A 16936-nucleotide genomic window follows, 5' to 3' on the forward strand; every position below is an offset into this window, starting at 1 on the left:
TCACACTTCGGCCTCAACGCATCTATTTCTTTGTTGTCGGTAAAGATATCTTTTAGATAATCACTGTTTGCTTGCAGTTGAGTAATTTACCGAATGGACAAGTGCTACGTAACTGTTACACAAGTGTAGATGAGTAGTTACTCAAGTGCAACAGATTAACTTATGCGGATGAATTAGCTAAAAGACAAGGAGAAATTAGTAATAGATGCAATAGAACTTATTATATCTTCTGCATAATATAACTAAAACATCTAGTCGTTCGTGATAAGTTGCAAAGGTGGAAAAGTATTAATACTCTATCGCTAGGATATTAATACCTGAATTGTTGGGTATATATACCCAACACATTGGACATATATATCCAACACGCTGCGCATATATCCAATAATCTATATGAAAGACATTTTCAGAAGTTTAGTGTTGAGTTTATTGCTATAAGCTCTAAATTATCCAGATTTTCTTTCTTCTTTTTGATTTATATTCTTGCTCTTTATCAAAGTCCACAGTAGGAGAACCTGCTGTATCAATGTGGCAGGCTTTTTTATGTTTGTCCCATTCTTCTAGTTGCTTATACCACATGATATACCACTTCATGCGCTTCCGCCAGTTGAGGAACCTCCAGTTTATCCAACATTTTATCTAAAACAGATTCAGGAAGTGCATATTCCCTGCTTTTATTTTGTTGACGCCAAATGTGGTATGGTTGTTCCAGATAGACTATCTTTACTTTTGCACCATAATCAACAAACAAATCAATCAATTGAGTACGCATCTGACGAGTTATGTTAGTAGCATTCCAAACAAAGTCCTGACCTTTGCGGAGATACGTTCTGGCTTCCTCTTTCGCTGTTTGCACTACCCATCCATTCGCAGACTTATCCGTGGGACTCAATTTGTGTTTTCGACGAATGACGTCCAAACTCACCACCGGAACATCTATGCCAGCAGATTGAATATAATAATCCTTCCCCATTCCCGGAAGTCCTGACAACATCGTCACTTCACATTTAAACTGTTCGTGAGGGACATAATCAATATAACTGTCTTCAGTATGGAAGTAATGAAAACGTGCATAATCAGTGGCAAATTCTCTTGGTTTCTTCCAACAATCCTGTTCACGGCAGAAAATCTCAAACAGTTCCAGTGCTTCCAGCAGTTCATTCTTATCTTCACAAATGCGTCCTCTGATATCAGCATCGGCCAACATCTTTAGCAATGAAGTATCTACCCGTAAAGAAGCTTCACAGAGTTTCTTCACAGAGTCAGGCTTCTCCATCAGCCAAACAGGTAATCCATGGTACCGGACTAAAGATGCAATCTGTTCCCGGATATGGAATGGAGCAGGACAATCCCGGTATAATATAGTGCGTACAGTGTACTCTCCTTTTCTGGCATGTCCTTTAGCAGATACCCGCCCCTCTCCTTCATCCACGGAAGTTGAACGTTTTTCAACATCATGCAACAAGGCAGATGTCCAAATAAGTTCTTTCTCCAAAGTAGAAAGAGAATGATAAGCGGAAGACTGTTGCAATGCCTTCAACACCATACGGGTATGTTCGGCTACACTTCCCTCGGCATGATAACGAATATCCTGCTGAACAGTATTCATTTCGTACACCCACTCGAACTGTTGTTCGAGTGAGCACCACGATTTATCTTCTATCAATTTCCAATTCATCTTTATTCCTCCTTTTCATTATTAAATTCCCAAACAAGCGGGGCACGCTTCCAGTTACGTGTCCAATGCTCGTCTGTTTTAACATGTCCTTTCCGCACATACTTAAATACATTATGTGCAAATTCGCTTACCGGATATTCTCCGACATTGCGGCTGACTACTCCCTCACGGGTACAAACCTCTTTCGTCCACGGATCACAAGAGCCGAAGATAGCCGGTTCTTGTGACATACGGATGATTTCCTGTTTTAATAGTTCCGGTGTCAAACCGGAAACAGACTCTATCTTCAACTCCGGAACAGTAGGAAAGTCGAATAAAGCTGCATAAAACTTTACTTCTTCCCATGACAGCCACTGATCCATACAACGGACTGCAAAGACATAAAAATGCGTTTCTAATCGCTGATATTCTATGGAATGTACGGCATATAGATTCTCTCCAAAGATTTCTATATCACCCAAATCATTCTTTATCAATTCCCAACGCTCACGCAGTTGCCTCGTCCAGGGTGAAGTAGTAGGAGCCGCATGCGAACGGGCAAAGACGCCCCACTGACTTAAACAATTATTCTCTCCATCCAGCTTCTCGGTATGCACCAATGTCCGAATCCGTTGGATGTCCTCCCAATACGTATGGTTAATCCGATCGTCACTAGTCGTTCCGGGAGAGAACGGATAGTGATAAGTGCGACCATATTTCTCTGATATCATTTCTTTCTTTTTTTAATTAAATACTAATTTCTTTCATCGTATCACTCCTTATTCATTCGAACGATGCGAGGCATAAATTTACCCTGCACTTCCACCAGCGTTTCCTGCGTATACATCACTCTGTCAATATCCTTATATGCCAGTGGCATTTCTTCCACGCTCCCACCAATCAAAGTCACTCCCGCCTGCGACAGTAGTTTCTTCAAAGACGATTGCGTAAAACTATCTTTTGCCTTCTGGCGGGACATCGCCCTGCCGGCTCCATGAGAAGCCGAATTTAAAGCAGCTTCCATCCCTTTGCCACAAACCAGATAACCTGCAGTAGCCATGCTACCGGGAATCAATCCCGCTTGTCCTTTCTGTGCCGGAGTAGCTCCTTTGCGATGCACGATTGCCATACGCCCCGGTGCTATTTCCTCTCTCCAAGCGAAGTTATGATGGTTGTTGACATTAGCGAGCGGCTTCAACCCTAATGCTTTCGCCAAATTCAAATGAATCCGCTCATGACAGGCACGAGCATAATCGCCTGCCAGATTCATACTCATCCAATACTCCTGCCCCGCTTCAGTGTTTAAATCCAGCCAGGCAAAATGCTGTGCTTCACGGGGAAGCACTTCACGTGCCAACAGGCTGTAATGTTTGGCAATGGCAGCTCCCAATCCTCGTGAACCGGAATGTGACAACAATGCCAGATAATTTCCTTCCGGAAGATTCAACACGTTATTTTCTTGCAGAGCGATCTCGCCGAACTCCACAAAATGATTGCCACCACCGGAACTCCCCAGTTGACGTACTGCCTTTCCATGCAAATCTCTCAACAAAGGCGTCAAACGAAATTCTTCCCTATCCAACACCTCATGTTCCTGCTCAAAAACCAATCCGCCATCCATACCGAAATGGGTGAAATCTTTCAAGGCTTCTTTCATCTGATAGGTATATCGTTTCAGGAAGTCGGCGCTGGCATCAAATATCGTCAGGCTCATCCGACAACCGATATCAACACCTACGGCATACGGAATCACTACATTATCCGTAGCAAGCACTCCACCGATAGGTAACCCGTATCCGGCATGAGCGTCAGGCATCAATGCTCCGGCCACCGTTACAGGTAAGCGCATAGCCAGGTTCATCTGTTGTTTGGCAAGCGTTTCGATAAATTTACCTCCATAGGTTTTATACATCAGCGGCTCATCCAATAAATCATAAGCTATAAACTCTTTCGCTATGATAGTAGGCGAAAGGCGTTCGGCCAGCTTATTCCAAATTTCATTATTTTTGTAAGATTCGGGATGCTCGAGTATATCGCTCAATGTCATTTCAATCTGTTCTTTAGTGTCGTATTTGCAATGTTTGCTCACAATGTTCACTACCAGACTACGGGCAACATTATCCCGGTATCCCAGTTTGCTTAAATCTTTTAATCGTATTCCCATACTCTTTTTTCGTTCGCATACAGCATTCCCTGTCGGCCTCACCGGCAGACAACAATGCAATACACGTGATACCAATGCTTTGGATATGGATATGAAATACCCCACCATCGCATTGAAGTGATTAATTTAAAATATAAAAAGTGATTGCAGGACTAATCAACGATTGCCGCTTATTTGTAGAATTGCGGTCAATATAAGAACCATAGGTTCAGTGTAAAAACAATAAGTTGCAAAGCCTCATCCTCCCGACGAGACAACTTAGTCCTAATTTGAAAATATTATAGCTCCAACATAATTAATACCCTTTCCATCTGTTTTTAAAGGGTGAATACTCATTTTATCGCGGCAAAAGTAGTGCTTATTTTTATTTCCTCCAAAGAATAATAGACAAATTTTAGCGTTCAGTAACTATCCGAGGGAAGTTTTGCCAAGAGTTTCTGTCAAATTGCTATTTTTTACTCCCTTTATATCCCCTATCTTTGCAACAGAGAAAACAAAAAGAAAGAATAGTATATGAAACTAATGAAAGGTTTATTGAGTGCTTTTGCCGTTGTATTGGCAACCACAGCTTGCGCAGGCAACAGCGGAGAAAATAAAAAGAGTAATGAATCAACTAAGGAGGACAATAAAATGGAAGTAGTAGCATTAAATAAAGCAGATTTTTTAAAGAAAGTATATAATTATGAAGCCAATCCGAACGATTGGGAATTTGAGGGCAGCCGTCCTGCGATCGTAGATTTCTATGCTACCTGGTGTGGTCCATGTAAGGTGATGCACCCGATTCTGGAAGAACTGAGTAAAGAATATAGCGGTAAAGTAGATATCTATCAGATTGATGTGGACAAAGAACAAGATCTGGCAGCGGCATTCGGTATCCGCAGCATCCCTACCCTATTGATGATTCCGATGAAAGAGGAACCTAGAATCATGCAGGGAGCTATGCCCAAAGACCAGCTTAAAAAAGCAATTGATGAATTTCTTCTGAAACAAAATAACGAAGCAAAGTAATAGACTTCGACTTTTTTCTCGTCATGGTGACTGCCCTCTATTCGTCTTTTGAAGATGGATAGAGGGCTAGTTCTAATTAGGCTCATTATAGTTTTCTCTGAACACCGTCGTCACCAACAACGTAATAAACCCCATTGTCTATCAATACAGCCCGTCCACGTTTTTTCTTCCGATTCTCCTTATTGTCAACATTGACAGCGATGACTTTACCATTATAAAAGGTTGAAATATCCTTGAAGATAGTGTGCCCCACAAGGATGTGTTTTACCATATAACGATCCAACATCATTTGTAAAGAGTCCTGTACCAACGGTTTATACTTGGGATCTTCTCTCACCAGGCCGCGATACCAGATCGGACCGTCATTGCCATACAGAAAATCAGTCAATGGAGAAAGTGCCTTACGCTCTTTTTTGCTCATGAAAAGTGCCCGGCTCATTTCCTCATTTACAGTGGGGATATTCAAGTCCTTATCATAGAATAATTTTCCTAATCCGGCATGTACATATAAATCGGTTCCAATGATTTGCATTGTATTACGTGTTGCAAGCCAACGCCCCAATTCGGTATTTGTGCCGAATAATGAAGAATATTCCACTCCCAGTTTTTCTGCCAGCAATTTATATTTATCTTTTGTATAGCGAAGATCGTTGGACAACACCAGAGCCTCATGGTTTCCCAAAAGGAAAGAGACATGACCTCCTGCTTTAGCCGCTTCGTCTTCCAATTTATAGAACAGCCAAAAAATCTGCAGTACATCCTTGCCACGGTCAAAAATATCTCCGATAATCACCAAATGATTGCTACCGAAATTCCATTGATAGTTATCATTAATCACTCCATTTCCTTGCAACAGACTAATCACACAATCCAGCCGCCCATGAGGATCGGACATCACAAAAACTTTTTCCGGACGGGTATATTGCCACTCCGGTCTTTTTAATGGATGGAGTTTTACATCAAACGGATACCGTCCCTCATGATCCGTCACACGGAAACTGAAATCTTTAGGTAATGTCGCATAAGTCTTGTCTGTAATCCGTCCTTTCTTATTGACATTAATAACCCGTGTACTACCGTCTGCCTGATAGAGTATATAGGGTCCGTCACCAGACAATTTCTCTTTTTTCTCTTTCTTCTTATCTCCTGAATGATAAGTTCCGGCCTGAATGCCGGAACTTATTAAAACGAGAACAAGAGTGGAAAGAAATAATCTCAAAAAACGAGTACTCATATTCTTTTCTTTCTTGAAGTTTATTTTTTAATCGTTACTAATTCTCCTTCGTCATTGATGGCTTTAATATCATCTCCTTCAATAACTACGGCACGAGTTTCTTTTTCAAAAGCCTTGGGATGATTGACACAAATATCATATACCTTTTTATCATAGGTATACTTCACACGACTATTTTCCGTATGACCAATAATAATACGTTTGACATCATATTGAGCCAGAAGTTTATCTACATCCGCTTCTTTTATCGGACTGTACTCACTGCCAGTCTTAACCATTCCGCGATACCACAACGGACCGTTATAACTATCACTATAAAGGAAATCGGCAATCTCCGGATATTGTTTTTTCCGTTCCTCTTTTGAAAGGTAAATGCTCTTGCTCACCAGTTCATTGATTTCGGGAATCGTCTCTTCGCGTTCCATAAACGCCTTACTCAATCCTGCATGAACATAAAGGTTTTCACCTACAATCTGAATGGTGTTTTTAGAACGCAGCCAGTTACCCATCACATTCGTCAGTCCCCACATTTTTCCATAGGTCATGTTCATCGCTCTTTGCGAAAGAGTGTTGTATTTGGCATACGTATATTTCAGATTATCACGCATTATCATTTCTTCGTGATCCCCCAAGATGGTTGTCACTCTGCCACCAACGGCTTTCGCCTCAAATTCCAATTTGTATATGAGCCATAAAATAGGAAGCACGTCTGCCCCACGATCGAAAATATCACCATCAATCACCAAATGGTTACTGCCATATATCCATTCATATTTATCATTAATCACTTCCCCTGTTTTCAGAATAGCGGCAAACAAGTCGAAACGCCCGTGAAGGTCGGATACGGCAAATGTTTTAGCATACTCTGTACGGTCTTCCCATGCCGGACGTTCAAAATTCTCAATCTTATTAATGGGTACCTGAAAAAGGAGTTGATTATCATCCGAATACACATCCAGTTTCAATCCGGCCGGTAATCCGGACTCTTCACGAATGTTCAATGCATTATCTTTAGTCACTTCCAGAATTTTAAGTTTACCGTTTTCATAGAAAAGGTAAGGACCATCATTACGGAAATGAGTGATTTCAGCTATATCCGGTCCCACGGGAGTCAGATCTTCCCCGCACGAATAAAAGGCCGTGATGAACAAACCCAAAAGGAAATAGATGCTATATATCTTTTTCATAATTTCTATACGTTAATGCGTTAATTAATGCAATTCATATTCCGGATTCTGAACCATATTCTCATTGTACTCCATTTCGTGGTTAGGAACAGGAAGAACGATTTTATAATAACTCCAATCAAACTCAACTGCTTCATTGGGAACTTCGCTCAAATAGTCTTCACGTATCACTTTCTTGTTGTTTCTAAGCAGATCAAAGAAACGTTGTCCCTCGCCCCAGAATTCAATGCGACGCTGTTCAAGCACCAGATCCAAATTTATGTCTTCGTCCGCCACAGCATCCAGGTCCTTGCCCGTACGTGCATAAATCGGTTTCAGATACTTGCGCGTATTAGGTATATCATTCTTCTTAACCGCAGCTTCAGCCGCATTCAGATAGAGTTCCGACAAACGGAAAACCGGGATATTGGCATCTTCATACGATTTAGAACCTTGTGCCGGATATTTCAAACAATAAGGTTTACTGCTACTTGCCGTAGAAACCATCTGACTACGGACGTCATCGGAATTATCTTTCATGTAGTCTTTCCAATACTTTTCGGTAGCTATCAGATTATATTTCGTGCTAAGATAACCGATGGATGATTTTCCCGGACTATCAGTTGTCAGATTCACAATTTCGAACAACAGTTCACTATTGAACGGAGTAGCCCATATCTCGGCATATTCATCATTGGTCCACAACTTATAGCCTTGTTTTTCGGCACCTTTGACAGCTTCAGCAGCCACATTATACGCCTCACCGTCATTACCCATGTAGAGGTAAACCCGGCTCAATAATGTCATTGCCGCCCATTTATTGATTTTACCCTCTTTCTTTACCGGACGAAGCAGCTTCACCGCATCTGTCAGGTCGTCTGTGATAGCCTTATAACATTGGGCAGTCGTATTGCGGGAAGGTTTGATATTCTTATCTTCTACCACTTTATCAATAATGGGCACAGCCAATGATGCCCCGTTATCTTTCAGATAAGGATACCCGTAAATACGTGTCATATCGAACAGCAACAAAGCACGTATTGCCAAAGCCTCTCCTTTCAAATCATTATAATACTCCTGCTCTGTCAGTTTCTCCAGTTTCGGAGTTGTAATTTCCCGATCGGGAACAAGCTTTATCTTTTCAATATCCCTGAATAAAATGTTCAGGTTCTTACCAATACCGTAGTACATTCCCCAGAAGCCACTAGGTCCATTCGTCTTATTATACTTGAATGTATAGAAACTGACATTGGTGCTGGAAGACTTATAAGATTTCATGTCATCTCCCCTCAAATCACCATAGCAGAACATATCCGCTCCATAATAACTGGATGACTGCATACTGCTGTATGCACCGTTCAGCACAAATTCAAAATCCCTTAATTCGGTCAATGAACCGTCGGTTTCTATAGCTGTGGAAGATTGCAAATCTAACCAGTCATTTCCGCAACTACTCAATAAGGTTGCAAAGACACCTAAAGCTATATATTTTATCTTTTTCATACTTATTCATTTATAGATTAATGCACTTAGAATTTCACTTCCAAACCGAATGTATAGGTTCTCATCGGAGGAGTATCCCAACTAGGTGATGAACCCGATTCGGGGTCAATATAATCGTATGCCGCCCAAGTTAGCAGGTTATTGCCCGATGCATACAGACGTATATTGTCTATACCCACTTTCCGGGTCCATGTCTTCGGCAGTGTAAAGCCGAAAGTCAGATTCTTCAGACGAACATAATCTCCACTATATAAACGGCGTGTCGTAGCATAGTCTGTCATTGATATAGATCTACCGATCACAAAACGTTCAATGTTAGTTTCATCGCCCTCCTTCTGCCAGCGTTTCCGGTAATAAATAGGAATGTTCAGTGTTCCGTTGCCACCATGTTCCAGTTTGCTTGCCGAGCCGTCATAGTTCCATGCTCCAAAAGAGAAATTCACGTTAAAATTCAGATCAAACCACTTATAAGAGATGCTGTTACCCAGTCCACCGGTGATAGTAGGATCGGCACATTGCAGTATCACTTTTTCCGCACTACGAGGATCTTTAGTAGTTTCTTTGTTCAGGTTTCCATTTTCATCCGTCGTATTCTTATAAAACATCGGTTCGCCGTCTGCCGGGTCGATGCCTGCAAATTCAATCATGTAATAGGTAGAATAGGGCAAACCGACCTTATGAATAGATGTCCCGCTGGTTACTTGTTTCAAATCTCCGTCCAACTTCAGGATTTTATTGGCATTATGTCCCAGATTCAAACTGGTGCTCCAACGAAAATCTTTTGTCTCGATATTAGTTGAACGAATTTCCAATTCATATCCCTTGTTTTGTAATTTACCAATATTGGCAAGATAACTGGAGAAACCTGTTGCAAGAGATAATGGACGGCTGTAAAGCAGGTTTTTCGTTGTACGGACATAATATTCAAATGTAACATTCAGCCTGTTGTCGAAGAATCCCAAGTCGATACCGGAGTTGAAGTTGTAGTTGGTTTCCCAAGTCAGTTCCTTGTTTTCCAGTTGCGACTGCGTGATACCCGGATTGTCATTATAATTACTGGTCAGACTGCTCAATCCCATATAGCCATAATAAGAAGACGGCAATGTTCCGTTCACACCGTAAGAGACTCTAAGTTTCAGGTCACTTAACCAGTTCTGAAGAGGTTTCATAAAACTCTCGCTACTCACTCTCCATGCACCGGACAACGACCAGAAATTTCCCCAACGATTCTCTCTCGCCAATCGCGAACTTCCGTCTGTTCTCCAACTCGCTCCCAGATAGTATTTGTTGTCATAATCATAGTTGGCACGCGTAATATAAGAAACAATACGCGTCGTACTGTTAGAACCTCCCATACTCTGATACACTACACCATTGTTGACTTCCGGTTTATCCCAGCGTGCAAAATTAGAGATAGTAGTTCCCAATCCATCCGACTCCTTACTGTTGATTTCATAACCAGCCAAAAGGTCCAGATTGTGTTTTTTCTTAATCTTTGTCTGATAAGTCAGAATATTAGACCATGTCATATTGGTAATATCATTATAATCTTTGCTGAAACGTCCGTTATCATCGTCACCGTCACTGGTACGCGGGTCTTTCCATGCACGAGACTTGTTCATCACAAAATCATAACTGAATGTAGACGCAAACTTGATTCCTTTCCAAATGTCGAATGATGCATATACGGTATTGAAAGAACGAGTCGCATATTCTCTCTTAAAATTATAAGAATTTGATAACATCGGGTTACGGTCATCCAATTTGATTAATGCACGGTTCCAGGTGCCGTCTTCATTCCATATAGGGTCAGATGGTGTAGCTCCATTACGCGTACCGTAAATTGGAGAAGTATACGATGTACCCTCCGAATAAGTATCCTGATTCACTTTGGAGAACTGTATCTTTGCACCGATATTCATCCATTTAGCCATCTGATAGTCTACATTCAAACGTGCAGAAATACGTTCCAGACCGGAGTTTATCGTAACACCATCCTGCTTCATATAGCCGATAGATGTATAGTATTTAATCTTTTCCTGTCCGCCGGAAGCTGAAAACTCGTAATTCTGGTGGCTACCGTTACGGAACAGATAATCATCCCAATTCACAAAACCACACCAAGGGATCGGTGCATACTGGTCAATATTTGAATCGGCATAAGCCCATGCTTCATTCTCGGTCATCCCCTGATGAAGTCCTACCTCATCATCGGTCTTACCGCTATAAGTTAAAGCATAATTTCGAAGCCCCTCGTGGATCAGGTTACGACGTTCCTGTCCGCCCATCAATTCGCGGAAAGGCATGGCAAAATTAGAGAATCCCCAATCCGATTTCAATTTAAAGACCGGTTTACCTGCTTTTCCTTGTTTCGTAGTAATAATGACAACGCCATTCGCTGCACGTGAACCATAAAGTGAAGCAGCAGCGGCATCCTTGATAACAGTGATGCTTTCAATATCCGATGTATTCAAAGTAGACATTACATCCAAACCGGAATCACTACCGGATGCACCAATATTACCCGACAATACGGGAACACCATCCACTACATACAGCGGAGAATTGGAGGCATTGAACGAACCCATACCACGGATACGGATGGACGTTGACGAACCCGGTATACCCGAACCGGTATTTACGCTGACACCGGGAGCCGCCCCCTCCAACATCTGTTGGAAAGATACATTAGGCACATCTTTCACAGCATCTGTCTTTACGATACTGGCAGAACCTGCATAAGCCGATTTCTTGAAAGTACCATATCCCGTTACAATCACTTCGTCCAACAGGTTATTATCCACTTTCAGGATTATACTCATCGGCTTGCCGGGAGTTGCAATGACTTCTTGTGACGTATAACCGATATAAGAAACTATCAGAGTCACTTTCTTGTCTGTAACTTCCAGATGAAAATTACCGTCCATATCAGTCATCATACCATTAGTTGTACCTTTCACGATGACATTAGCTCCGATTATCGGCTCTCCACTATCTTCAATTACTTTCCCTGTAATCGTATATTTCTCACGTGCAACAGTTTCCGTCCTAACGGGTTCAGCCTTACGGATGGCAATTACTCCATCATGAACCGTATAAGTCAGTCCGCTATTTCGCAGGCACTTGTTTAGCACTTCAGAAATCAGCTCATTCTTCACATCCAGATTTTCCACTCTGACTTTCTTCGCATCATTTGTGCTGTAGATAAAAGTAAAGTCCGTTTGTTTCTGAATTTCCCAAAGAACCTCATTCAGTGTTACATTTCTGAATTTGGCTGTAACCGTGGTCTGTGCGAATACAGATGCGCGCATCAGCCCTGAAGTCGTAATACAGAGAAAAAGGAACATCATACAAAGACGTTTTCCATATTTCCCAAATCTGGCAACATTACGTAGTTTTTCCATAAAACAGGGATTAATGATTAGTGAATATTTTGATAGTTTTTCCTTCTACTGTGACAGTTACTCTACCCGTTTGCTCCAACAATTTCACCAATGGGGTAATCTCATTATAGCGGTTAACATAGCAGCCGAAGCGTAACTCTTTTGTCGCTTCATTCTCATAGACTACATCCATATCATACCATCTGGCAAGAGTTTTCATGATGTCATCCAATCGCTGATCTTTGAAATTGATCTTTCCATGTATCCATGAAGTATAAAATGCAGTATCTACATTGCGTACATTGATCTGGTTGCTGCCCGGAGTAATACAAGCCTGTTCCGATGGTTTCAAAATCCGGTTACTTCCATTTTCAGTCTGTACTTTTACAGAACCGCTGACAAGTGTAGTCTGATATTCTTCGTTTGGGTAAGCTGATATATTAAAAGTAGTTCCTAATACTTCTATTTTCATCCCTTTGGTTTGCACGATAAAAGGCTGTCCGGTTTTGCTTACTTCAAAATAGGCCTCTCCTTCCAGTTCTACCAAACGGCAATCCTGTGCAAACTGAACAGGGAAGCGGATGGAACTCATAGAATTCAACTGTACTTTACTTCCATCGCTCAACGTCAGCTGATATTCACCACCACGAGGAACGTTTACCTTATTATATGCAAGTTTTTCGGATGTCCGGGCGGAAGTATGGTGATAATTCAATGCCGTAGAATCCACCTGAATGACTGTACCGTCTTTTTCTTTCAATTCCACGCCGAAGGTGGACTTCAAATCAATTGCTTCTCCATTATCCAGAATAAGAACGGCTTTCTTACCACCCGGAACAATTTGTTCCGCTGCTTGAGATAACGGCTGGGGTTCATTACCGCTCTTATATATTGCAACAGTAGCAATAACCACCGGAAAGATGAAAATAGCAGCATATTTACATATATTCAGTATCCGATGTCTGAACCGATGGCGTTGGATTTTTCTTTGCACTCCCTCCCATCCATCCTCTGCATGGAAAGTTTGCCGCTTCTGCATATTCTGCTTTATGTTCTCTTCTTTGCAGATTTCCTGAAAAAGGCGTTCGTTTTCGAGTGATTCATTTCTCCACCGGGTCAATACCACCTGTTCCTCTTCCCCGATTTCATCAGATAAGTATCTGGCAATGAGTCTTGCAATATAGAAATGTTGGTTTATCATAATTCACATGTTTTAATCGTTGTTTATACTAAAACAGGTGAATTGAAAATCAGGGTGTATTAAAAATGTTTTTTTTTAAAAGAAACTATAAAAAGTAAAAAACCAAGTAATAATAGTCTTTCAAATATACACGTAATTTACGGTAGGCAATCTTTTTTTGGGAGTGTACCGTTTCGCCGGAAATATTCAGTGTTTCAGCAATTTCCGGATTGCTTTTTCCCTCAAGCGCCAGTTGCATAATGCTTTTCATTTGTGGTGGCAGTTTTTCAATGGCCTCCACCAATATCCGGTAACTTTCTTCTGCTATGACCTTGTCTTGAAAAAAAGAATCTTTACTCATTTCCAAAACTTTCTGTGCATACTCGTTCATGACCTTGGTATGTTCCAATTCATTCAAAGATTTATTGCGTACCGACGTATAGAGGAATGATTTAATCTGATGCACATACATGAAATCATCACGCAACTGCCACAACTTCACAAAGCACTCTTGAACAATATCAGCCGCTAATGCATCATTTTCGACATACTGATTAGCAAACATACATAGAGATATGTAATATTTGTCGAATATAGAACGAAACTGCGTCTCATCAGTTAACTTAATACTAATATAGTCTGTTGTGCCAATCACGTATTCTTTATTTTGGTTACAAATATACCATTTGAAAATTATGTAACCAAACAAAAATGAAAAATCACAATCTTTGTTTCATTACAAAACCCTCAAAAAAGTCGTCCCGGTAACTATTACCGATAGCAATTTCATACGATTTTATAAATATATCATTATTATCAAATGACTCGATGTGATCGGTATTAACAATATAGGATTTATTCACCCGCAAAAAAGTAGATTTAGGTAATAAATCGAATATAGCTTTCAAGCTCATGCGAGTAATGATACGCTGGTCGTTCAGTTGCAGAATGACGTAATCTTTCAATCCCTCAATAAAGAGAATATCGGAGAAATTCACTTTGAAATACCGGCGTTCTGCCTTTACGAAGAAATATTCAGCGGCAACAATCGTTTCAATAGCTTCTTTCTCTTCTTTCAATAATAGAGAATGGTAGGATAACGCTTTATCCACCGCCTTTTGAAAACGTTCCGCTTCGACAGGCTTGATCAGATAGTCGATTGCATCTACTTCATAGCTATCCAGCGCATATTCTGTATAGGCTGTGGTGAAAATAACCAGTGTTTTTTTGGAAATCGTACGGGCAAACTCTATTCCTGTAATCCCAGGCATCTGAATATCCAGAAAAACCAGATCGACTCCCTGTTGCTCCATAAAGTCGGAAGCAGTTGCAGCACTGTTAAAACTGCCTATCAACTGGAGATTATCGGATTCTTCTATCAATAATTTCATGGCCTCACGTGCCAAGGGTTCATCATCTACAATGATACAATTCATAATGTTATACTTAAAATTACAGAATAGAGATTTTCATCTTCTCTTTGTTCCAACTTATAATGTTCAGGATACAGTAATCCTAATCTACGCTGAATATTGGCAAGTCCGATTCCACCGACTTTACCCTGCTGGACTGCAACAGCCGGTTTAGAATTCTCACACCGGAATTCCAGCCGGTGAGCCTCCACCTTAAAAAAGACATGGACATACGAAGAATGCTCACTATCAAAACTATGTTTCACCGCATTTTCCACAAAAGGAATGAATAATAAAGGCTGAATCCAAATGGAATCCACTTCTCCCTCCTGCCTCAACGTAAACTGGAAATTGTCACGGCGTATCTTTTCCAAATTCAGATAGTCATTCAGGAAACGGATATCCGAAGCCAACGAAACTCTTTCACGCGAACTGTCATTAATCTGATACCGTAGCAAATCTTCCAGTTTGAAAAGTACTTTGGAAGCTTCTTCCGGACTTTTCTTTATCAGGACATTGGCATTATTCAGCATATTGAAAAGGAAATGCGGATTGATTTGATTCTTGAGAAATGTCAGTTCGGATTGCAAAGTAGTGGACTCGAGTTCGTCAATGCGCAGATTGTAGCGAAGCCAATGGGTAAACAAAGATATTGTCGTGGAACCTGCCGTGAGAAATCCGATAGTGAGCAACCCGGAAATCACATTGATAGCAGTTGTATACGGATCAGGATTACCCGGCAGAATCACCTCGAAAAGCAATCCTTGAGTAACCGAAAGAAAGATAATCACTGCTATATTTGTAGCTAAAGCCGCCAGCACATACCTCCCCCCAACGATTCTTCAGCAAAAGACAGGGAACCAATAAATACAAATTGACATATATCACTATGTTCATTGATGCAAAATACACAAAGCATCCTCCCAAACGACGCCAGAGGGAAACACCCTGCAAAGGCTCATACCCAAAAACATTGATGGCAATCAACAAGAGCACCGCCTGTAACAGCAAATGCCTGTATATCCTGTAATGAGGACTCAACAGAAAAGAGGGGACTGTCAACTCTTTTATGCTTTTATCATTCCGGTTTCTGCCCGTCCTGCCTTTATCATCTTCTTTCCATCCCATCATTCGCCTCCTTTCAGTTCCAGTTGTATACTACATTCCGTCAATAATAGCCCGTAACGATTGCCATACAGCAAGTTCAATCTCTGTCTGATTCGTTCCAGCCCTTTATCCGCCGACAGATTGACTTCCGGACAAAGGCAAGTAAACCATATCGTGCCCTGTTCCGCTTTCAGATGGATATTCAAAGAAACAGGAGCCGATACCTGCTGTTTTATCTGCTCCACTATATGTTTCACAAAAGGAACGAAAAGCAAGGGCGGAACCAACATCCGGTTCACGTCTCCTTCCGAAGTAAACAAGTAGCTGAACCGGAGCTGAAAATTCAGTTCCAATGTCAGGTAGTTGGTAAGGAAAGTAATTTCACTGCCAAGCAAAACTTTGGCCCTACTGCAATCATAAAGTTGATAACGGAGCAACTGGCTTAATTTCATCAATATCTTCGAGGCTGTTTCCGGATCGTCCTGCGTGAGTTGTCCCGCACGATGCAGTGTCTTGAAAAGGAGTTCGGGACTCACCTGTTCCTTCAACTGCTCCACTTCCGACAGCACATGGGCTTTTTCCATTTGCGAGACACGCTGATGGTCTACCATCCACTCTTTCAAAAGCAACGTCACCGCCCCTCCTATCATGCAGAGCGTGGTCAGCAAGAAGGAAGAAATATAATCCATTATCATAGGTAGCGAGAAGTAATATTTCCGCACCTGAAGCTCCGGCCAATTTGAGAAAACAGTATATTCCGTTACCATCTGCATTACGAGTGCAGCTATCATGGCCGCAGAGAGCAGTGACAGATAAGCCAGATAACGTCTTTTCAGCAAATATTGCGGGAATAAATGAAAAAGATTCAGATAGATCACGGCAAGATAGGCGAGCAGGTACAAAAAGGTAAACACATAAACCCATTCCCCCAATACCTCCCGGTAGTCTATAAAAATAATAAAGACCTGATTTAAGGAAATCACGCTTAATATGGCAATAAGCAGCAGATAACGCCCCCATCGAAGCTCCGGGCTTGTGAGAAATCGGTACAATAAGGTGGATTCTTTACTTGCCGTAGCAGTTTCAGTTATCATTCATTTTATATTTAAAAGACGAAGATAG

Annotated in this window: 12 protein-coding genes and 1 pseudogene; 1 reads left to right on the plus strand and 12 read right to left on the minus strand. The window is 41.2% G+C overall.

Annotation, left to right across the window (positions count from 1 at the left end; genetic code table 11):
- Positions 1–568: 568 nt before the first annotated feature.
- From NXV01_RS21500 to NXV01_RS21510, 3 genes are read right to left on the minus strand one after another with little or no spacing between them, the layout of a single operon-like run.
- On the minus strand, positions 569–1678 hold the full coding sequence (locus NXV01_RS21500) for an AAA family ATPase (RefSeq protein WP_217721080.1): 1110 nt from the start codon (positions 1676–1678) through the stop codon (positions 569–571).
- 2 nt (positions 1679–1680) lie between these two features.
- A complete protein-coding gene (locus NXV01_RS21505) occupies positions 1681–2388 on the minus strand; it encodes an RNA ligase family protein (protein WP_004304139.1) in 708 nt (235 codons plus the stop codon).
- Between the two features lie 41 nt (positions 2389–2429).
- Positions 2430–3821, minus strand: coding sequence for an RtcB family protein (locus NXV01_RS21510; protein WP_259023205.1), 1392 nt, complete (start codon positions 3819–3821; stop codon positions 2430–2432).
- Positions 3822–4334: 513 nt separating this feature from the next.
- Here NXV01_RS21510 and trxA point away from each other — a divergent pair.
- Entirely contained in the window at positions 4335–4829 is a 495-nt protein-coding gene (gene trxA, locus NXV01_RS21515; protein WP_259023206.1) for a thioredoxin, read from the plus strand.
- Between the two features lie 85 nt (positions 4830–4914).
- Here the strand turns inward: trxA and NXV01_RS21520 are convergent, their stop codons facing one another.
- From NXV01_RS21520 to NXV01_RS21560, 9 genes and pseudogenes are all read right to left on the minus strand, one after another.
- Complete coding sequence (locus NXV01_RS21520; protein ID WP_217721083.1) at positions 4915–6063, minus strand: metallophosphoesterase; 1149 nt, start codon at positions 6061–6063, stop codon at positions 4915–4917.
- A gap of 20 nt (positions 6064–6083) precedes the next feature.
- Positions 6084–7250, minus strand: coding sequence for a metallophosphoesterase (locus NXV01_RS21525; protein WP_217721084.1), 1167 nt, complete (start codon positions 7248–7250; stop codon positions 6084–6086).
- 24 nt (positions 7251–7274) lie between these two features.
- Positions 7275–8732, minus strand: coding sequence for a RagB/SusD family nutrient uptake outer membrane protein (locus NXV01_RS21530; protein ID WP_195649466.1), 1458 nt, complete (start codon positions 8730–8732; stop codon positions 7275–7277).
- 26 nt (positions 8733–8758) lie between these two features.
- Complete coding sequence (locus NXV01_RS21535; protein WP_259023207.1) at positions 8759–12136, minus strand: TonB-dependent receptor; 3378 nt, start codon at positions 12134–12136, stop codon at positions 8759–8761.
- A 10-nt stretch (positions 12137–12146) separates the two neighbouring features.
- Positions 12147–13316: a FecR family protein gene (locus tag NXV01_RS21540; RefSeq protein WP_259023208.1), complete on the minus strand. Its 1170-nt coding sequence runs from the start codon at positions 13314–13316 to the stop codon at positions 12147–12149.
- An 85-nt stretch (positions 13317–13401) separates the two neighbouring features.
- Entirely contained in the window at positions 13402–13950 is a 549-nt protein-coding gene (locus NXV01_RS21545) for an RNA polymerase sigma-70 factor (protein ID WP_148364879.1), read from the minus strand.
- Positions 13951–14014: 64 nt separating this feature from the next.
- Positions 14015–14731, minus strand: a complete 717-nt coding sequence (locus tag NXV01_RS21550; protein WP_259023209.1) for a LytTR family DNA-binding domain-containing protein — start codon at positions 14729–14731, stop codon at positions 14015–14017.
- Positions 14728–15838: pseudogene (locus NXV01_RS21555) on the minus strand (sensor histidine kinase). Before NXV01_RS21555 ends, NXV01_RS21550 begins: the two are co-directional and overlap by 4 nt.
- Entirely contained in the window at positions 15835–16908 is a 1074-nt protein-coding gene (locus NXV01_RS21560) for a sensor histidine kinase (RefSeq protein ID WP_259023210.1), read from the minus strand. The pseudogene NXV01_RS21555 and the gene NXV01_RS21560 overlap by 4 nt, the downstream one beginning before the upstream one ends.
- Positions 16909–16936: the final 28 nt, after the last annotated feature.

The organism is Bacteroides sp. BFG-606 (genome assembly GCF_024788145.1).
Taxonomy (GTDB): domain Bacteria; phylum Bacteroidota; class Bacteroidia; order Bacteroidales; family Bacteroidaceae; genus Bacteroides; species Bacteroides vicugnae.